The 18,793-nt window shown below is 72.3% G+C and carries 14 protein-coding genes; 3 read left to right on the forward strand and 11 right to left on the reverse strand.

Translation table 11 applies throughout. From position 1 onward, the window contains the following. Positions 1 to 52: 52 nt before the first annotated feature. Genes OG904_RS02095 through OG904_RS02115 form a run of 5 tightly spaced genes read right to left on the reverse strand, consistent with a single transcriptional unit; the run spans position 53 to position 4,565 of the window. Positions 53 to 760, reverse strand: coding sequence for an ABC transporter ATP-binding protein (locus OG904_RS02095; RefSeq protein WP_405486737.1), 708 nt, complete (start codon positions 758 to 760; stop codon positions 53 to 55). Further along, positions 757 to 1,542 (reverse strand): ABC transporter ATP-binding protein, encoded by a 786-nt coding sequence (locus OG904_RS02100; protein WP_405486739.1) that lies wholly within the window; start codon positions 1,540 to 1,542, stop codon positions 757 to 759. The genes OG904_RS02095 and OG904_RS02100 overlap by 4 nt, the downstream gene beginning before the upstream one ends. Continuing rightward, complete coding sequence (locus tag OG904_RS02105) at positions 1,539 to 2,516, reverse strand: branched-chain amino acid ABC transporter permease (RefSeq protein ID WP_405486741.1); 978 nt, start codon at positions 2,514 to 2,516, stop codon at positions 1,539 to 1,541. Before OG904_RS02105 ends, OG904_RS02100 begins: the two co-directional genes overlap by 4 nt. Further along, positions 2,513 to 3,391 (reverse strand): branched-chain amino acid ABC transporter permease, encoded by an 879-nt coding sequence (locus OG904_RS02110; protein ID WP_405486743.1) that lies wholly within the window; start codon positions 3,389 to 3,391, stop codon positions 2,513 to 2,515. Before OG904_RS02110 ends, OG904_RS02105 begins: the two co-directional genes overlap by 4 nt. Before the next feature lies 1 nt (position 3,392). Next, positions 3,393 to 4,565: an ABC transporter substrate-binding protein gene (locus OG904_RS02115; protein WP_405486745.1), complete on the reverse strand. Its 1,173-nt coding sequence runs from the start codon at positions 4,563 to 4,565 to the stop codon at positions 3,393 to 3,395. A 264-nt stretch (positions 4,566 to 4,829) separates the two neighbouring features. Here OG904_RS02115 and OG904_RS02120 point away from each other — a divergent pair, with 264 nt between their 5' ends. Beyond that, positions 4,830 to 6,461 carry a carboxylesterase/lipase family protein gene (locus OG904_RS02120; protein ID WP_405486747.1) on the forward strand — a complete coding sequence of 544 codons (1,632 nt, stop codon included), beginning with the start codon at positions 4,830 to 4,832 and terminating at the stop codon, positions 6,459 to 6,461. Positions 6,462 to 6,491: 30 nt separating this feature from the next. Next, positions 6,492 to 8,066, forward strand: a complete 1,575-nt coding sequence (locus OG904_RS02125) for a carboxylesterase/lipase family protein (RefSeq protein ID WP_405486749.1) — start codon at positions 6,492 to 6,494, stop codon at positions 8,064 to 8,066. A 21-nt stretch (positions 8,067 to 8,087) separates the two neighbouring features. Here OG904_RS02125 and OG904_RS02130 read toward each other — a convergent pair whose 3' ends face one another. From OG904_RS02130 to OG904_RS02155, 6 genes are all read right to left on the reverse strand, one after another. Then, positions 8,088 to 9,842: a glycoside hydrolase family 35 protein gene (locus OG904_RS02130; RefSeq protein ID WP_405486751.1), complete on the reverse strand. Its 1,755-nt coding sequence runs from the start codon at positions 9,840 to 9,842 to the stop codon at positions 8,088 to 8,090. A gap of 47 nt (positions 9,843 to 9,889) precedes the next feature. After that, positions 9,890 to 11,854 carry a glycoside hydrolase family 5 protein gene (locus OG904_RS02135; protein WP_405486753.1) on the reverse strand — a complete coding sequence of 655 codons (1,965 nt, stop codon included), beginning with the start codon at positions 11,852 to 11,854 and terminating at the stop codon, positions 9,890 to 9,892. 72 nt (positions 11,855 to 11,926) lie between these two features. Continuing rightward, positions 11,927 to 12,772 (reverse strand): carbohydrate ABC transporter permease, encoded by an 846-nt coding sequence (locus OG904_RS02140; RefSeq protein ID WP_405486755.1) that lies wholly within the window; start codon positions 12,770 to 12,772, stop codon positions 11,927 to 11,929. A 7-nt stretch (positions 12,773 to 12,779) separates the two neighbouring features. After that, positions 12,780 to 13,706, reverse strand: coding sequence for a carbohydrate ABC transporter permease (locus tag OG904_RS02145; protein ID WP_405486757.1), 927 nt, complete (start codon positions 13,704 to 13,706; stop codon positions 12,780 to 12,782). Beyond that, entirely contained in the window at positions 13,706 to 14,983 is a 1,278-nt protein-coding gene (locus OG904_RS02150; RefSeq protein ID WP_405486760.1) for an ABC transporter substrate-binding protein, read from the reverse strand. Before OG904_RS02150 ends, OG904_RS02145 begins: the two co-directional genes overlap by 1 nt. Positions 14,984 to 15,239: 256 nt before the next feature. Next, positions 15,240 to 16,397 (reverse strand): ROK family protein, encoded by a 1,158-nt coding sequence (locus tag OG904_RS02155; RefSeq protein WP_405486762.1) that lies wholly within the window; start codon positions 16,395 to 16,397, stop codon positions 15,240 to 15,242. Between the two features lie 174 nt (positions 16,398 to 16,571). Between OG904_RS02155 and OG904_RS02160 the strand changes: the two genes are divergently transcribed. Then, a complete protein-coding gene (locus tag OG904_RS02160) occupies positions 16,572 to 18,710 on the forward strand; it encodes an alpha-galactosidase (protein WP_405486764.1) in 2,139 nt (712 codons plus the stop codon). The last annotated feature ends 83 nt before the right edge of the window (positions 18,711 to 18,793 follow it).

Below are 18,793 nucleotides of genomic sequence, written 5' to 3' on the forward strand. Positions count from 1 at the left end.
CCGGGGCGCCGATTCCGGTCGGCCCGGCGGCGTTCGTGCCGGTCCCGCCGGGTCAGTCCACTCCCAGCAGCCTCCTGCGGTCCTCGGGGCGGGAGGCGAACTGCGCGCACGGTGCGCGGTGGACGATGCGGCCCTTCTGCATGACGGCCACCTCCTGCGCGACGGAGAGGGCCAGTGCGAGGTTCTGCTCGACGAGGACCACCGACATGCCCTGCGCGCCGACCTCGCGGATCACCTCGCCCACCTGGGCGACGATCGCGGGAGCGAGGCCGTCGGACGGCTCGTCGAGCAGGAGGAGGCGCGGGTTGCCCAGCAGGGCCCGGGCGATCGCCAGCATCTGCTGTTCCCCGCCGGAGAGCTGGTCACCGCGGTGTCCGAGCCGTTCTCCCAGCCTCGGCAGGAGGTCCAGGACGCGGGCCCGGGTCCACGGCCCCCGGGTGCGCCGCCGGGTGGCGATGGACAGGTGTTCTGCCACGGTGAGCGGTGCGAAGACACGGCGGCCCTGCGGCACGACCCCCACCCCGGCCCGGGCGATCGCGTCGACGCGGGCCCCGGCGATCTCCCGGCCGTCGAGCGTGACGCTGCCCGCGTACGGCCGGACCAGTCCCATGACGGTCGAGATGAGGGTGGTCTTGCCGACCCCGTTGCGCCCGAGGACGGCGACCGTCCCGCCGGCGTCGAGATCCAGATCGACGCCGCCCAGGACCACGCCCCCGGCATAGCCCGAGCTCAGTCCGCGCACGCTGAAGAACGGTTTCACGAGGAGACCTCCGTGGTGCCGAGGTAGGCGCTCTGGACTTCGGCGGCGGCCCGCACCTCGTCCGGGGAGCCGGTCTTGAGGTGTCTGCCGAGGTGGAGGACCGTCACCGTGTCGGCGAGCTCGAAGACCATGTCGAGGTCGTGTTCGACGAGGAGTACGGTCACCTCCCCCGGCAGGGCCCCGATCAGTTCGGTGAGGCGCGCGGTCTCCGCCGGTGACATGCCGGCGGCCGGCTCGTCGAGGAGCAGCAGCCGGGGATCGGTGCCCAGGGCCACGGCGACCTCCAGCTGGCGGCGTTCCCCGTGCGAGAGCTCGCCGGCCGTGAGCTCGTGCCGGCCGGGCAGGCCCACCTGGTCGAGGAGTTCGCGGGCCTGCGCGATCGCGACGCCGCGGGCACCGGCCCTCCGCCGGCGTCCGGGCCCGGGCCCTGCCCCGGCCGCGGCCCCTGCCCCGGCCCAGGCCCGGCGCTCCACGGCGAGCAGCACGTTCTCCAGTACGGTCTCGCGCAGGAAGAGGCTGGAGTGCTGGAACGTGGCCGCGACCCCGAGGCCGACCCGGCGGTCCACGGACAGCCGGGTCACGTCCTGGCCGTCGACGAGGATCGTCCCGGCGGTGGCGGCCAGTGTTCCCGAAATCAGGCCGAACAGCGTGGACTTGCCCGCGCCGTTCGGGCCGATGACCGCGTGCCGGGCCCCCGCCCGCACGGTGAGGTCGACGCCGTCCAGGGCCCGGAAGGAGCCGAAGTGCCTTGACACTCCGAGCAGTTGCAGTAGTGCTGTCACGCCGTCCTCTTCCGGGTGAAGGTGGCTTGGATCCGTACGCCGGCCAGTCCGCGGGGCAGCGTGTAGACGGCGACGACGAAGAGCAGTCCGAGCAGCAGCGGCCCCCGTCCGGCGACGGCTTCGAGGTTGCCGAGGTAGTCGCGGGTGAGCCAGACGAGGGCGGCTCCGGAGCAGGCTCCCCACAGGGAGCCGGAGCCGCCGATGACGACGGCCAGCAGCGCCAGCGCGGCGATCTCGAAGCCGGCGTCGCCGGGCGAGACGAACCGCTGCACCGAGACCCACAGGGCTCCGGCGGCGCCGGCCAGTGCCGCGGCCCCGCAGTAGACGGTGAGGGCGTACCTCTGGGTGGGATAGCCGATCGCGCGCATGCGGGGCTCGTTGTCGCGGATGCCGCGCAGGGCGAGCGCGAACGGGGTCCGGCCCAGGCGGGAGAGCGCCGCGAAGAGCAGCAGGAACACGGCCAGGACGTAGAAGTAGACCAGCCCGTCGAGCTCCAGGGCGGGCAGGCCCGGCAGCGGTACGACGGGCGGGATGCCCGCCATCCCGTCGGAACCGTTCGTCAGGGACTTCCAGTTGACGGCGGCGCTGTAGGCGATCTCCCCGATGGCCAGCGTCAGCATCAGGAAGACCACGCGCCTGGCCCGTACCGCGAGCCAGCCGGCCGGCACGGCCACGAGTGCGGAGACGGCTGCGGCGATGAGGAGTTGGAGCACCCCGATGTCGGTGAGCCCGGTCGCCACGACGGCCGCCGTGTAGGCGCCGACCCCGAAGTGGGCCGACTGGCCGAGGGTGGGCAGTCCGGTCAGGCCGGTGAGCAGGTGCACGCTCATGGCGAGGAGTGCGAACACGAGGATCCGCGACAGGGTGCCGATGGCGTACGGGCCGAGGGCGAAGGGGGCCAGGGCGAGGGCGCCGACGACTGTGGCCGCCGTCAGCCGCCGCGCCGTCGGGCCCGCGGTGGTGGACGGGTTCATGCGCGCACCGCCGACGGGACGAGGCCGTGCGGGCGGACCACGAGGACGAGCAGCATGGTGCCGAAGAGGAGGAAGGGGGCGTACTGCGGGAGCAGCGCCACCCCGAGCGTCTGCACCTGGCCGATGAGGAGCGCTCCGGCGAGTGCGCCGCGTACCGATCCGAGGCCGCCCACGACCACGACCACGAGCGACAGGACGAGTACGGTCTCGTCCACGCCCGGCCCGGGCCCCAGGATCGGGGCGCCGAGGACCCCGCCGGCCACGGCCAGGGCCGCGCCGGAGGCGAAGACCCCGTAGAGCACCTTGCGGATGTCGACGCCGAGTGCGCGGACCATGTCCCGGTCCGCGACGGTGGCCCGCACCAGTGCTCCGAGCGAGCTGCGTTCGAAGACGAGGTACACCACGAGCGCGAGGCCGGCCGCGACGGCGATGAACACGAGCCGGTAGACCGGATAGGCGTGGCCGAAGAGGTCCACCGTCCCGCGCAGCGAGGCCGGAGGGTCGGTGGGCAGCACCTCCCCGCCGAAGGAAGCGGCCAGCAGATCGGCGACGACGAAGGTGATCCCGAGCGTCAGCAGGGCCTGGTCCAGGTGGCCGCGCCGGGCGAGCGGCTGGGTGAGGAACGTCAGTGCCGCGCCGCCCATGACGCCCACCAGGACGCCGGCCGCCAGCGCGAGGAGCAGGCCCCACAGGGTTCCGTCGGACAGTGCGTAGGCGACGTAGGCGCCGGCGAGGTAGAGCGTTCCGTGAGCCAGGTTGAGCACGTCCATCATGCCGAAGACCAGGGACAGGCCGACCGCGATCGTGAACAGCAGCAGACCGAAGGCGACTCCGTCGACGACGCTGACGAGGTTGCCGTCAAACCATCCGTACATGTCAGCCGCCCAGTCTTCCCAGCTCGGAACTGACGGTGTTGGCGCCCTGCTTGACCTCGCGCAGGTACCAGGGCTGGACGGGGGTGCCCCCGCTGTTGAACCGCCAGGTGCCGCGCGGGCTGTCGATGTCCCCCACTGCGGCGATGGCGGTGTTGACCGTCTCGGAGGTCACCGTGGAACCGGCCGCCCCGATCGCCTTGTCGAGGACCTGCGCCGCGTCCCAGGACGCCATCGCGTACGTGGTCGGGGCCGTACCGTAGGCGGACGCGTAGGCCGGGGCGAAGCGCTTGTTGGCCGCGTTGTCCAGGTCCGCGCTGTAGTTGAGCGCGGTGCGGATGCCGGTGGCCGCGTCGCCCTGGCCCTTGAGGACTCCGCCTTCGGTGAGGAAGCCGGGTGCGTAGAGCGGGATCCTGCCCGCCAGCCCGAAGTCCCGGTACTGCTTGACGAAGTCGACGGCCGCGCCGCCGGCGTAGAAGCAGTACACGGACTTCGCACCGGACTTCTCGATCTGCGCGAGGTACGGCTGGAAGTTCTTGGTGCCGGGGAACGGCGTGTAGACCTCCTCCCCCGCGATCTTGCCTCCGGCGGGGAGGAAGGTGGACTTGAAGCCCTCCACCTCGTCCTTGCCCGCCTGGTAGCCGGCCGCGATCAGGAAGACGGGGCCCCCGGCCTGCTCGGCCACGTGCTTGCCCAGCGCCTTGCCGGGCTCGTCGTTGACGTACGAGGTCCGCCAGATGTACTTGGCCCCGGTCAGTGTCGTGGGTGAGGCGTTCGAGCCGACGAGCGGGACCTTGGCGGTCTCGAACAGGTCCTTGACCCCGTTGATGGTGGCGGAGCTGACCACGCCGCTCACCGCCAGCACCCGGTCCTGCTTGACCAGTTTCTCCGCCGCCGCCTTGCCCGAATCGGCCGTCTCCCCCTCATCGGCGATGACGATCTCCACGTCACGGCCGCCGAGTTTGCCGCCGTGCTGCGCGACGTAGAGCTCGAAGCCCTGCTTCATGTCGTCGCCCAGGGCCTTGTAGGTCCCCGACTGCGGGAGGAGGAGTCCGATCTTCACGGGCCCGCTCTGCTTGTCCGCGCCGGTCCCGAGGCTGGCACCACCACATGCCGTGGCCAGCAAGAGGGCCGTCGATACGGCGACCAGACCAACGGGACGAAACCGACCTGTCATGGGAACTCCGTACGTCGTCAACCGGCCCTGGGGGACGGGAAGTTGTTCACCCGCCGGGCGTCGTGAACTGAGGTGGGGTGAAGTGAGGTGACACGTGTCTATCGCGCTTTTACGACGCCCGTCAAGACTACGCAAGATAGATGCCGGGACCGGGCCCCGACCCCTTGACCCCGACCCGGGATATATCGCAATACTGACCCTCGCCACTTTCCCGCCATACCGATTCGGGTGACGGGCCCCCGATCAGTCAGGGAGTGAAGCACCATGACCGACGACCCATCGCGACGCAGAGTCCTCCGGAACAGCGGCGTGCTGACGGGCGCCGCACTGCTCTCCGGACTCGCGGGCGGGCGGGCCGCGCAGGCCGCCCCGAGCGCGGACGGCCCCTCTCCCGTCGTGGACCTGCCCTCCGGCGGCCGGCTGCGCGGAGGCACCGAAGGAGGCCTCCACGTCTTCAAGGGCGTCCCCTACGCGGCGCCCCCGGTCGGCGCCCTGCGGTGGCGGCCCGCCCAGCCCCATCCCGGCTGGCGGGGGACGCGCGACGCGATCGCCTTCGGCCCGAGCGCACCACAGCCCTACCGGGAGGGAGGCGACCAGGTGCTCGGCACCCACGGCTCGCCCCCCTTCGACGAGGACTGCCTCACCCTCAACGTCTGGACCCCCGGGGCCGACGGCGCCAAGCGGCCGGTGATGGTGTGGATCCACGGCGGCGGCTTCATCTCCGGGTCCGGATCGCTGCCCAACTACTCCGGCGAGACCTTCTCGCGCGACGGCGACCTCGTGGTCGTCACCATCAACTACCGCCTGGGACCACTGGGTTACCTCTACTTCGGCGAGGACGGCGCCGGGGGAAACTTCTGGCTCACCGACCAGCTCGCCGCGCTGCGCTGGGTGCGCGAGAACATCTCCGCCTTCGGCGGCGACCCGGAAGACATCACCGTCGCCGGCCAGTCCGGTGGCGCGCTGTCGGTCGCGGCACTGGCGGGTGCCCGGCCCAAGGGCCGTCCGCTGTTCCGGCGCGCCATCCTGCAGAGCCCGCCGCTCGGGCTGCAGATCCCCACCCGCGCCGAGTCGCTCGAGCGCACCGCCGCCTTCCTGGACATCGCCGGGGCCGGGAACGTGACGGAGCTGCGGGCCGTGCCCTGGCCCCGCCTGATCGCCGCCACCTACGAGATGTTCGGGCGCACCGGACGGTGGGGCTACTGGTCGACCCCGTTCCTGCCGGTACTGGACGGGGTCACGCTGGACCGGGACCCCGCCGACCTGCTGCTCACCGGTGCCGGGGCGGACATCGACGTACTGATCGGCTGGACCAGGGAGGAGGCCAACTTCGCCTTCGGGCTCAGCGAGCCGTACGCCGCCTCGACCAAGGACCAGGTCCTCGCCCGGGCGCGGGACACCTTCGGGAACCGGGCGGGCCAGGCGTACACGGCGTACGAGGAGGCCCGGCCGGGCGCCCGCCCGGTGGACGTCCTCATGGACCTGATCACCGACGACCTGTTCCGCATGCCCGCCGTGGAGCTGGCCGAGCGGCGGGCGGCCCGCGGACGTCCGGTCTGGGCCTATCAGTTCAACCTCCCGACGCCCGCGCACGACGGCCGGCTCGCGGCCGCGCACTGCCTGGAACTGCCGTTCGTGTTCAACAACTTCGACAAGTGGTCACAGGCGCCCTTCCTCGCGGGACTGGCCCCCAGGATCCGTGACGGTCTCGCCGCGACCATGCACACGGCCTGGATCTCCTTCATCCGCACCGGCGACCCCAACGTCCACCCCGTGCCCCGGTGGGACCGCTACGACCAGGACTCCCGCACGACGATGGCCCTCGACTCCGTCACCACCTCGGTCAGCGACCTCGCGGGCCACTGGCGCCGCCTGCACCACCCCGCAGCCCCGTAACCCCGTGACCCCGCCCGAAAGGAACCACGCATGGGTGTCGTCATCGCGACCTCGACCGGCTCGATCGAAGGCACGACCGAGAACGGACTGTCCGTCTTCAAGGGCATCCCCTACGCCCTCCCGCCGGAAGGGCCGCTGCGGTTCCGGGCACCGGCCCCGGTCCCCGCCTGGGACGGGGTCCGTCCGGCCACGTCCTTCGGCACCGCGCCGCCACAGTTGCCGCTGGTCCCCGGGATGCCCCCGGCCTGGCGGCCCGAGGACGGCATGGACTGCCTCAGCGTGAACGTGTGGACCCCGGGCGGCTCCGGTGACCGGCTGCCGGTCATGGTGTGGATCTACGGCGGCGGGTGGAAGTCGGGCCACTGCGCCGACCCCGGCTACGACGGGGAGGTGCTCGCGCGGGGCGGCGTGGTGATGGTGACGTTCAACTACCGGGTCGGCTTCGAAGGGTTCGGCTTCGTTCCGGGAGCGCCCGCCAACCGGGGCTTCCTGGATCAGGCCGCCGCACTCGTATGGGTGCGGGAGAACATCGCGGCCTTCGGCGGCGACCCGGACAACGTGACCGTCTTCGGGGAATCCGGCGGGGGCGCGTCCGTCGCCGCCCTGCTGTCCGCTCCGGCGGCGCGCGGTCTGTTCCGCCGGGCCATCGTCCAGAGCATGGCCGGGCGCTTCCTGCCCGAGGAGGAGGCCCGGCGGATCGCCACGGAGATCGGGGAAGCGGCCGGCGTGGGCATCGGGGCTCTGGCCTCCCTGCCTCCCGAGGCGCTGCTCGCGGTGCAGGACGCGCCCTTGGCCGCGATGCGGACGGATCCGGGGAGCTGGACGACTCCCGAGGCCATCACCGCCTTCTCCCCCGTCATCGACGGAATCACCGTGGTCGACAAGCCGTGGCTCGCCCTCCGTTCGGGGTGCGCCCGCTCGGTCGACCTGATCTCCGGCTACACCCACGACGAGTTCACCCTGTTCGCCATGGAACGCGGCCTCGTCAGGATCGGGCCCGGTGCGCTGCTCAAGGCCGTGCCCATGATGCTGTCGGCGGCACGCGCGGGATGGCGCGAGCGGGCGCCCGGCGGGCCCGCTCGGTCCCCGGCCAAGCTGCGGGCGCGCGACCTCGATCTCGGAGCCGTCACCGAGGGCTTGGGGCTGGGCCGCCGGGCCGCCGACGAGTACCGCGCCGCGCACCCGGGCCTGACCGACCCCGAGCTGTACGTCACCGCCTTCTCCGACGCGCTGTTCCGGATGCCCGCGACCTGGCTGGCCGAGGCGCACGGCGCCGCGGGCGGCCGGGCCTGGCTCTACGATTTCACCTGGCGCAGCCCGGCGTTCGGCGGAGCCCTCGGCGCCTGTCACGCCATCGACATCCCGGCGACGTTCGGCCATGCGCGCGGGCCCCTGTTCGGCGGCAAGGAGCCGTCCCGGGAGTTCGTCCGCCTGTCCGAACGGCTCCGTGCTTCCTGGATCTCCTTCGCCTCCACCGGAGACCCCGGCTGGGCCCCCTTCACCGGGGAGGAGCCGACGGCCCGCGTCTGGGACACCGAACCGAGGCTCGCCGTGGACCCGCTCCGCGCGTCCCGCCGGATCTGGCGCGAGCGGTCGGGGCTGTGAGGCCGAGCGGGCCGGGCCGGCTCACTCCTCGGTCCGGCCCAGGTCCGGGCGGTCGCGCAGGTCGACCGTGCGGGTGGCCGGGGCGTGCAGTTCGAGGACGGTGATCTCGTTGCGGCCGGTCCTGAGCACCGGGGCCGGGACGTAGAGCGTGCTCTGGGGGCCGCGGGACCAGTACCGGCCCAGGGCGAAGCCGTTGACCCAGACGTTCCCCTTGGTCCAGCCCTCCAGGGCGAGGAAGGTGTCGGCGGGCCGCTCGACCTCGAAGTGCCCGCGGTGGAAGGCGGGGCCCACCGGGGGCGACTGCGGGTCGAAGGCGGTGAAGGTCAGGGGGGTGAGGTCGTCCAGGGGCAGGGCGCGGCTGGACCACTGCGCCGGTTCCCGCCCGTTGACCAGGGTGCGGCCCAGGAGTCCCTTGCGGTCGTGGATGCCCGGTCCGTAGTTGACCCGGCCCTGGTTCTCCACCAGCACGGTCAGCCGGGCTCCGGGGCGGGGGACCTCGAAGGCGAGGGCGTGCTCGTGGCCCTCGCGTTCGAGCACGCCGACCGGCTGCCCGTCCACGAAGACCTGTGCGCGGTCGCGCACGTCCTCGGCCCGCAGGAGGGCGGGGCCCCGGTCCGGCAGCCGGGTCTCGTACAGGACGAAGCCGAAGTCCTGGCCGAGCTGCTCCATGGTGCGCGGACGTTCGGCCCGCACCGGCTTCCCGAGGAGGTCCACGTGGCCGAACAGGGTTGCGCAGTCGGTGAGTTCGACCGGTCCGTGGCCCAGCTTCGGCGCCCGCACGGGCACCGGCTCGTCGGGGACCGGCTCGTACCTCGCGATGACCTCGCGGAAGGCGAGGTACTTGGCCGTGGGGTCGCCGGCCTCGTCCAGCAGCGCGTCGTAGTCGTACGAGGTGACGGTGGACCGGTAGGTGCCCTTGTCGTTCGCCCCGTTGGTGAAGCCGAAGTTCGTGCCGCCGTGGAACATGTAGACGTTCACGGAGGCGCCGGCCGCGAGCAGCCGGTCGAGATCGGCCGCGGCGTCCCCGGCGTCGCGGCCGGCGTGGGCGCCGCCCCAGCGGTCGAACCAGCCGATCCAGAACTCCGAGCACATCAGGGGCCCTTCGGGCTGGAGTGCCCGCAGGTCCTTGAGGCCGGCCTCTACCCGGCTGCCGAAGTTGGCGGTGCGCAGCACGCCGTCCAGGCCGCCGCGTACGAGGTCGGCGGGCTGGTCGCAGGTGAACAGGGGGACGGTGACGCCGTGTTCGCGCAGCAGCGCGGCCAGGTCGGCGAGGTAGCCGCCGTCCTGGCCGTAGGCCCCGTACTCGTTCTCGAGCTGGACGGCGATGACGGGGCCGCCGCTCGTGCCGAGGAGGGGCAGGAGGGGCGGCAGGAGGGCTCCGAGGTACTCGTCCACGGCCCGCAGGAAGCGCGGGTCGCGGCTGCGCAGCTCCATGCCTTCCCCGGCGAGGAGCCAGGAGGGCAGGCCGCCCCCCTCCCATTCGGCGCAGATGTACGGTCCCGGGCGCAGCAGGACGTGCAGGCCCTCGGCGGCGGCGAGCCGGAGGAACCGGGGCAGGTCGAGACCGCCGTCCAGCCGGAACTCCCCGCGCCGGGGGGCGTGGAGGTTCCAGGGGACGTAGGTCTCGACCGTGTTGAGGCCCAGCAGGCGCGCCTTGCGGAGCCGGTCGGCCCACTGCTCCGGGTGGACGCGGAAGTAGTGCAGTGCACCGGAGACGATGCGGAACGGCCGGTCGTCGAGACGGAAGCCGTCTGCGGCGATCTCCAGTCGGGGCATGCCGTGCGCTCCTCGGAGGGTGGGGAGGGGGAAGGGGAGGGGGGCGGTCAGTGCAGGGGGCGGCACAGCAGGGCGTCGGGGACCCCGCCGTGGTTCCACTTCCAGGTGCGGGCGACTCCGGCGACGTATTCGGTGTCGGCGCACTGGCCCTTGTAGTGGCCCGGAGCCCAGTCGCTCGCGTTCGAACCCCCGGTGGCGGGGCGGTTGTCGCCGTGGTCGAACCAGAGCGTGCGGCCGGTGGTGGGCAGGGTGGTGGCGGCGGGCGCGCACAGCAGGGCGGACACCGCGTTGCTGCGGACGCTGTAGCCGACGGCGAAGGTGTTCTGGGGGCACTGCAGCTTGTCGTAGCCGCCGGCCCAGTCCCCCTGGGTGACGTACCGCTCGTCCGTGACGACGGTCCAGTCCGAGCCCGCCTTCAGGGGCTGTCCCGCGTCGGTGCACAGGCCGCGGCTGTCGCTGCGGCTCAGGCCGGTGAGCCGCTGGGTGTCGGGGCAGTTCCCCTTGCGGTTGCCCGGGGACCAGTCGGCCCTGGCCGCCATGGTGACGGAGACGTCGTAGTCGGCGTGGTCGAGGTCGAGCATGTTCCAGTGGCTGACCTGCGGTACCTGGCCGGTCCGGCCGGGGGTGGTGACCAGCTTGTTCCAGTCGTCGGCGCGCCAGTCCCCGCCGTCCCCGATGCCCTGGCGGACGCCGGTCGCGCCGTAGGAGAGCAGGGCCCAGTTGTCCATGGGGGCGCCGGCGGGATCGGTCCAGCCGACCAGGGGCCAGATCGCGAAGTCGGTGTCGTTGGCCACGAGGATGTCGGTGAAGTTGTGCAGCCAGGCCCGTTCCTTGGGGTCGTCGGAGCCGCGGCCGCCGGCCCCGAACTCACTGATCCACACCGGTGCGGTGAAGTGCTGACCGGATTCGGTGACGAACAGGGCCTGGGAGTTGACCACTTGGGCGAGCTGCTGCGGGGTGAAGTCCTGGTAGCGAGGGTCGCTCGTGGAGCCGGGGCCGCTGCCGGCGCCGGTGTTGGCGGGGCCGGTGTAGGCGTAGAAGTGTGCGGCGTAGACGAGCTTGCCCGACTGGATCAGCGTGTGGGAGAGGTTGGCGACCGGTGTCAGCACCGGTCGGCCGTGCGGGAGTCCGGCGAGGGGGATCCCGTACCAGTTGATGCCCTCCATGATGACGAGCATATCGGGGTCGGCCTGCAGGATCCGGTTGCCGGCCTCCTCGAAGGCGGCGTAGGCGTCGTGGCTGTCGTACCAGCCCCAGTTCGGGTCGTCCCAGGTGTCGCGGCGCACTTCGTTGCGCAGGTCCGCGCCCACCACGCGCTTGTCGGCCTTGTAGCGGTTCACCATGAACAGCCAGTCGTCCACCCACTGCTGGGTGCTCTGGCTGCTGTTCCAGCGTTCGTTGCCGTCCAGGCCGCAGCAGAAGCGGGCGGTGGTGGTGTGGTTGTTGAGGATCACCGCGAAGCCGTCGGCGGTGAGCGCCGCGACGACCGCGTCGAAGACCTGCAGCGGGGTCTTGCCCTTCAGCTGCGGGTTGGCGGCGACCGCGGCGTCGGGGACGGGTGTGGTGTCGCGGACGAGCGCGTTGGAGAAGGGCAGCCGGATGCTGTTGAGGCCGAGGCAGTGGAAGTCGGCCAGGATGGCGGCCATGGGGGCCCGGTCCAGGCCGAGCGGCATGCTGTGGGCCGGTTCGCCGTGCATGTGGCTGGCGGGGTCGTTGATGTCTCCGCTGCCGGTCCATGTTCCCTGGGCACCGGCCCAGTTGCCCGCCTTCAGTTTGAAGCGGTTGCCGGCGGCGTCGACGATCCAGCGGCCCCGGGTACTGAGCGGACCGGTCCAGGAAGCGGCCAGTTGCGGACCGGACAGGACCGCGGGCGGGGTCGGTGCGGCGGCCGCGGTGCCCGCCGGGGCGAGGGCCGGCGTCGCCGCGCCGGCGGCCGCAGCCGTGCCCAGGAGCAGCGCGGACAGCACGGCGAGTGCCGCGGTCGCGCGTCGGAGCAGTGGTTTGCCTGTCACGTGGGCTCCTTCTGAGGAGGGGATGTGCCGTGCTCTTGACGTGCGTCGCGGCGTCGGTGGCGCTCGCCCCGGTCAGCCCTTGAGGCCACTGGTGGCGATGCCCTCGACGATGTGGCGCTGGGCGACCAGGAACATGACGACCAGGGGGAGGATCGTCACGACGGCTCCGGCGAACAGGCCGGGCAGGTTGATGGTCTGCGAGGTGAGGAAGGTGGACAGGGCGATCTGGGCCGTCCAGGCGGACGGGTCCTGGCCGATGACCAGGGGCCACAGGAAGGAGTTCCAGCTGTCGATGAAGGCCAGTGCGCCGAGCGAGGCGAGCATCGCCCCCGAGTTCGGCAGGGCGATCCGGCGGTACAGGCCGAACCAGCCCAGCCCGTCGAGCCGTCCGGCCTCCTCGATCTCGGCCGGGAAGCGGAGGTAGAAGTTGCGGAACAGCAGGACGGCGAAGGGGTTGAACAGGCCCGGCGCGATGATGCCCCACAGCGTGTTCACCCCGCCCATGGACCCGACCACGACGAAGGTCGGCACGAAGGTCACCGAGCCGGGGATCATCAGGGTGCCGACCACCAGGGCCAGCAGGATCCCGCGGCCCCGTACCGGTATCCGCGCGAAGGCGTAGCCGGCGGCGGAGGCCAGGAGCGTGGAGACGGGGGCCGTGATGACGGCGATCAGGGCCGAGTTGGCCAGCGCCCTGCCCATGGACAGGGCCGGGTCGTCGAAGAGCGCGGTGAAGTTCTCGAAGTGCGCCGTCGACGGCCACCACGTCCAGTGCGGGGACGTCAGGCCCCGGGCGTCCATCAGGGAGCCGCGCAGCAGCAGGTAGAAGGGGGTCAGGAAGACCGTGGTCAGCAGGCCGACCAGCAGTCCGCGCCCGGAGAGGCGCAGGGCCCGGGAGATTCCCGGCACGGTGCTCATGGACGGCTCACCCTTCCTTCCGGCCGAATCCCGTGAAGCGCCCCTGGATCAGGGTCACTCCGACGATGAGCGCGGTGAGCACGAAGGCCCCGGCCGATCCGAGGCCGTAGTCCTGGCTGCCCATCGCGGTGTTGTACAGGTAGACCAGCGGGGTCTGGACGGGGGCCGAACCGGTGCCGGAGAGACCGCTGTTGAAGAGGTTGTAGAACTCGTCGAAGGCCTGGAAGGCGGAGATGAGGAGCAGCATCAGCACGGCGACGGAGGTGTTGCGCAGCATCGGCAGCGTGATCCCGCGCAGCAGTCGCAGGCCGGTCGCCCCGTCGAGGGCGGCGGCCTCGTAGAGCTCTTCGGGGATGCCCTGGAGTCCGGCGAGGAAGAGCACCATGTAGAAGCCGACCTGGAGCCAGAGCCGGAGGCTGACGAGGACGATCCAGTACAGCGGTGGTGAGGTGGTCTGGAGCCAGGGGACCGGGTCCATGCCGAACCAGCCGGTGACGGTGTTGGCGATGCCGGCCGGGAGACCGCTGAACAGGCTCATCTTCCACAGGAGCGAGGCGGCCACGTAGGAGACGGCCGCCGGGACGAGGAAGGTGGTGCGCAGCGCCGCCCGCCCCCGCCGGATGCGGTGCACCAGCAGGGCGAGCCCGAGGGCGGCGGCGAAGGTGACCGGCACGATGAAGGCGGTGAACAGCAGGATCTGGAGCAGGGAGTCCCGGAACGCCCGGTCGGAGAGCAGCACGCGGTAGTTGTCCAGGCCGACCCAGTGGCTGGGGGTGATGGTGCCGCGTGCGTCGCTCAGGCTGAGCAGGAAGCTCCAGCCGATCGCGACGTACTTGAAGACGCCGAGCCCGATCAGCATCGGCGCGGTGAGCAGCGCGAAGGCGAACCGGGCCGAGCGGCCCGCGCGGGGCCGGGCCCCCGTCGCGGCGACCATCAGCCGCGCTGCTTGTCGACGGCGGTCTGGGCCTGGCGCACCGCGTCCGCCAGGAGTCCGGCGGGGTCGCCCTGGCCGCCGGTGATCTTCGCGGCGGCCGCGGTGAAGGCGGTGCTGACCGCGGTGTCCCAGGTGCCCGGGTTGTACTTGCCGTACTTGGCGGCCAGTTCCACGGTCTCCTTGGCCACGCCGGCGGAGAGCTTGTCGGCCCCCGCCGCGACCGTCTTGCGGGGCGGCACGTGGAACCCGTAGCTCTCGGCCCAGTCCTTCTGCAGGCCGCTCTCCTGGATCCACAGCCACTGGACGAACCGCTTTGCGGCGTCCACGTTCCGGCCCTTGGCGTTGACGCAGCTGGTCCAGCCGCCGACGCGCACGACGGGAGAGCCACCGGCCTTGAAGGCGGGCCACGGCAGGACGCCGAAGTCCTCGCCGAGCGCGGCCTTGACGGCGGGCATCGCCCACAGGCCGCACCACTGCATCGGTACGACGCCCTGGGTGAAGGCGGACGGATCCCACCAGTCGGTGGTGAAGCCGAGCAGCAGGGACCCGTCGTCGCGCAGCCGCTTGAGGCCGGTCAGGGCTTCGAGGGCCTGCGGGGAGCCGAAGGCCACCTTGCCGTCGGTCACCAGATCGGCGCCGTTCGAGCGGACGGCGAGGATCGGGCTGTCGCCCAGGCCGTCGTTGCCGAGGAACAGGCCCTTGCCCGTCTTGGTGGTGAGGGCCCTGGCCGCCGACACGAGCTCGTCGAACGTGGTGGGCGGGGTGATGCCGGCCTTGGACAGCGTGCTCTTGCGGAAGTACAGCACCATGACGTCGTCGATCATCTTGACGCCGTAGAGCTTGTTGTCGACCGTCACGCAGCCGATGGCGTTGTCGTTGAAGTCGGCCCTGGCGCTGCCGTAGAGGTCGTCGAGCGCGGCGATCTGCCCCCGGCGGGCCAGGCTCTCGTTGAAGTCCCCGATCTCGAAGACGTCCGGGGCCGCGTCGGTGAGCAGCGTGGCGTTGAGTTTGCCGGTGTAGTCGCCGGGCACCCAGGTGACCTTGACGGCTGTGTCCGGATGGGCCTTGGTGAAGGCGGTCGCGTAGCGCAGCGCGGCCTGCTGTGCGCCGGCCTCGCCGTAGGCGTGGTACCAGACGTTCAGGGTGGTCCTCGCTCCGGACGGGTCGTCCGCGCCCGGGCTGGTGTCGCAGGCTGTGGTCACGACGCTTCCGGCGACGATCAACAGCGAGCCGCCGAGGAAACGCCGTCGGCTAAGCTCGGTTCTGTGTGCGCTCATGTCGCATCCTTCCGTGAGGGCAGGCGTGATGTGGGTGTGTTCGGCCCGGCCGGTGCCCTTCGTCAGTGCTTGCCGGCAGAGAAGGGCGCCGGGCGGGTGAGCCGTGTGCGCTGCTTGAGACGTTGTGCAGGTTGAGCCGTGCGCGCTGCCTGAGATGTGTGTGGTGCCTGGGACGTGTGCGGCGCCCGGGATGTGTGCGGCGCCCCAGACGTGTGCGGCGCCCGAGAGGTGTGCGGTGCCCCAGACGTGCGTGGCGCTACGGGAACAGGGCCTGTACGGCCACCGCGGCGGCCCCGCGGGCCCACTCCTCCCAGGGGAGCGGGCGCAGCGACAGCGGGCACGTGCCCGCCGCCCCGAAGGTGTGGGCCGCGTAGGCGTCCTTGATGTGCTGTCCGAACAGGTCGTAGGTGCCCGCTCCCTCGCCGCTCACCACGACGCGTTCGGGGCCGATGAGGTTGACGAGCGTGGCGATGCCCACCCCGATCGCGCGACCGGCCCGGGCGAACGCCTCCCGCGCCACGGGGTCACCGTCGCGGGCCATCTCCACGGCCTCCTCGAACGCGAGCCCGCCGAGGCCGGTGCCCCGGCGGACCGCTTCGAGGATCGCGCCGGACGAGGCGATGGCCTCGACGCAGCCGACCGAACCGCAGCGGCAGCGTGGCCCGGCCGGGTCGACGGAGATGTGCCCCATCTCCCCGGCCACACCGTGGGCGCCCGTCACCAGCTGTCCGTTGACGACGAGCGCGGAGCCGATGCCCGCGCCGATGGTGACCAGCGCGAAGTAGCCGGTGCCGACTCCCTCCCCGAACCAGTGCTCGGCGATCGTGAGTGCTTTGACGTCGTTCTCGACGGTGACCGCCAGACCGGTGGACGCGGTCACCATCTCCGCGAGCGGTACGTCGCGCCAGCCGAGGCGGCCTGAGAACCGGACCCGGCCGCCGCCGCGGTCCACGTCCCCCGAGACCGCGATTCCGAGGTGCCGGGTGCGGTCGCGGAACGCGGGTGCGGAGTCGAGCAGTTCGTCGACCAGCTCGGCCAGCAGTGCGCCCACCGACTCGGGTTGGTGGTCGGCCAGGGGCCGGCCGGCCGTGGCCCGCACCCGGGCCCGAAGGTCGCACACCACGCCGAACAGCCGGTCGTCGCTGATCTTCACGCCGACGAAGAACTCCCGGTCCGGGGTGATCGCCAGCGGGTTGACGGGGCGTCCGGCCCCGGGAGCCGTGCGCTCCGGGGCCAGTTCGTGGAGGTACCCGTCGTCGATGAGCGGTCGGGCGGCCTTGGTAATGGCCGTCGAGGACAGCCCCGTCCGGCGCGCGAGCTCGACCCGGCTGAGCGGGCCCTCGGCCAGGAGCAGCGAGAGGACCGCCGTCTCGGCCGGTGCGGTGACCAGTGGTTGGGCCTGGTTTCGAAACACGGGTGCAACGTAGAGCAAATAAATAACTTCGTCCAGTATTGATTTCCGACCCGGCTCCGCCCTAGCCTCTGGCCCAACTCCTCGCCCGTGCAGGTCTCTTCGGCTCCCACGGGCGCACGTCCGCACCACCCTCCGTACGCTCCCGCTCCTTTCCGCACCTCAGGGGACCCCTACGTGCCTGACGCGCTCCCGCCCGCCACCTTCGACCCCGGCCTCGGCCTTGCCGTGCTCCGCACGCCGAACAGCCTGTACGCCCTGCGCATCGGGCCCGACGGCAGTCCCCGGCACCTGTACTGGGGTGCGCCGCTCGACACCGCCGCACTCGCCCGGCTGCCGGACGCCGCCTCACCCGCGGCGAGCAGTTTCGAGGCCGAGGCCGCCGCGGACGAGCTGGCCCCGCAGACCGGGGCGCGGTTCGGTCCGGCCGGGCTCCAGGTCCGGTTCGCCGACGGAACCAGCGGCGCCCAGTGGCGGTTCGACGGACACAGCATCGACGGCGGCGAACTGCGGCTGCGCCTGACCGACCGCCACTACCCACTGCGCGCGGAGCTCTGCTACCGCGTCCGCCCCGGCAGTGACGTCGTCGAGCGCTGGGTGGAACTGACCCACACCGCACCGGCCGGCGACGACGACGCGGCGGCCGCCGGTGCGATCACCGTCGACCGGCTGGACTCCGCCTCCTGGACGGCCCCCGCGCTCGCCGACTACCGGCTCAGCCACCTCACGGGCGGCTGGAACAGCGAGTTCCAGCTGCGCCGCGACCGGCTCCCCGTCGCCGAGACCGTCCTCACCAGCCGCCGGGGCCTCACCGGCCACCACGCCAACCCCTGGCTGGCGATCGACGACGGGACCGCGACCGAGGACCGGGGCGAGGTGTGGAGCACGGCCCTGGCCTGGAGCGGGAGCTGGCGCATCACCCTGCACCGCGACCCGGTCGGGCGCACCACCTGGACCGGCGGGTTCGGCCACGAGGGAGTGCGCTGGATCCTGCGGCCGGGCGAGAGCCTGCGCACCCCCGCCTTCCACGGCCTCTACACCCCGCACGGCTTCGGCGCGGCCAGCCGCGCCTGGCACGGTCACATCCGGGACCACGTGCTCCCGGAGCCGGGCCGGGAGCGGCCGGTCGTCTACAACTCCTGGGAGGCCACCGGCTTCGACGTCGACCAGGCCGGCCAGATCCGGCTGGCCCGCCTGGCCTCCGGGCTCGGCGCCGAGCTCTTCGTCCTGGACGACGGCTGGTTCGGGGCCCGGCGCAACGAGCGGGCGGGGCTGGGCGATTGGACTGCGCACCCCGGCGCCTTCCCCGACGGGCTGCGCCCCCTCGCCGACGAGGTCCACCGCCTCGGCATGGAGTTCGGGCTGTGGGTGGAGCCCGAAATGGTCAACCGTGACAGCGAGTTGTACCGCGCCCACCCCGACTGGGTCATCCACTCCCCCACCCGCGAAGCGACCGAGCTCCGCAGCCAGCTGGTCCTGAACTTCGCCCGCCCCGAGGTGGAGGCCTGGGCCGGCCGAACCCTCGACGGCCTCGTGCGCGAGCACCGGGTGAGCTGGCTCAAGTGGGACGCCAACCGCCCCTTCACCGAGGCCGGCTGGGAGGGCAGCCCCGATCCGGACCGGCTCTGGATCGACCACACCCGGGCCGTCTACCGCGTCATGGACCGGCTCCGCGCCGCCCACCCGGGCCTGCGCATCGAGGCCTGCGCGGGCGGTGGCGCCCGCGCCGACCTGGGCATCCTCGCCCGCACCGACCAGGTGTGGACCTCCGACAACACCGATCCCGTCGACCGGATCGCGATCCAGGACGGCTTCAGCCAGCTCTTTCCCGCCCTGGTGATGGCCGCATGGGTCACCGACAGCCCCAACGTGAGCACCGGGCGGCGCACTCCGCTGCGCTTCCGCTTCCACGTGGCCATGGCCGGAGCGCTCGGCCTGGGCGGAGACCTGACGGGCTGGTCCGGCGAGGAACTCGACGAAGCCGCCGCGCTCGTGGCCCGGTACAAGGAGATCCGCCCACTGGTCCAGTACGGGCTCCAGCACCGTCTCGGGGCCCCGGACGGGGTGACCGCCGTCCACTACGCCGCCGCGGACGGCGGGGAACACGCCGTCCTCGCCTGGCGCCCCTCGGCCCGGTTCGGCCACCAGCCCGCCCCCGTCGCACTGCCCGCGCTCGATCCCGGCGCCCACTACCTGGACCCGGACCTGGGGCGCGTGCACAGCGGCGCCGTGCTGGTCCGGCGCGGAATCGACTTCCGGCTGCCCACGGGCGACTACGCGAGCCGGCTGCTCCGGCTGCGGCGCGTGGCTCCCTGACGCCCCGCGGGACGCCCCGCAGGGCGCCCGACGGGGGCGCCCGACGGGGGCTCCCGACCGGGCCCCATCCACCCATGTATCCA

The organism is Streptomyces sp. NBC_00096 (genome assembly GCF_045041305.1).
Lineage (GTDB): Bacteria > Actinomycetota > Actinomycetes > Streptomycetales > Streptomycetaceae > Streptomyces.

What these genes read in the sequence shown, in the direction of transcription:
- OG904_RS02130 (WP_405486751.1), bottom strand. Translation starts at nt 9,842, where the DNA reads ATGCCCCGACTGGAGATCGCCGCAGACGGCTTCCGTCTCGACGACCGG.
- OG904_RS02105 (WP_405486741.1), bottom strand. Translation starts at nt 2,516, where the DNA reads ATGAACCCGTCCACCACCGCGGGCCCGACGGCGCGGCGGCTGACGGCG.
- OG904_RS02145 (WP_405486757.1), bottom strand. Translation starts at nt 13,706, where the DNA reads ATGGTCGCCGCGACGGGGGCCCGGCCCCGCGCGGGCCGCTCGGCCCGG.
- OG904_RS02125 (WP_405486749.1), top strand. Translation starts at nt 6,492, where the DNA reads ATGGGTGTCGTCATCGCGACCTCGACCGGCTCGATCGAAGGCACGACC.
- OG904_RS02140 (WP_405486755.1), bottom strand. Translation starts at nt 12,772, where the DNA reads ATGAGCACCGTGCCGGGAATCTCCCGGGCCCTGCGCCTCTCCGGGCGC.
- OG904_RS02110 (WP_405486743.1), bottom strand. Translation starts at nt 3,391, where the DNA reads ATGTACGGATGGTTTGACGGCAACCTCGTCAGCGTCGTCGACGGAGTC.
- OG904_RS02120 (WP_405486747.1), top strand. Translation starts at nt 4,830, where the DNA reads ATGACCGACGACCCATCGCGACGCAGAGTCCTCCGGAACAGCGGCGTG.
- OG904_RS02150 (WP_405486760.1), bottom strand. Translation starts at nt 14,983, where the DNA reads ATGAGCGCACACAGAACCGAGCTTAGCCGACGGCGTTTCCTCGGCGGC.
- OG904_RS02115 (WP_405486745.1), bottom strand. Translation starts at nt 4,565, where the DNA reads ATGACAGGTCGGTTTCGTCCCGTTGGTCTGGTCGCCGTATCGACGGCC.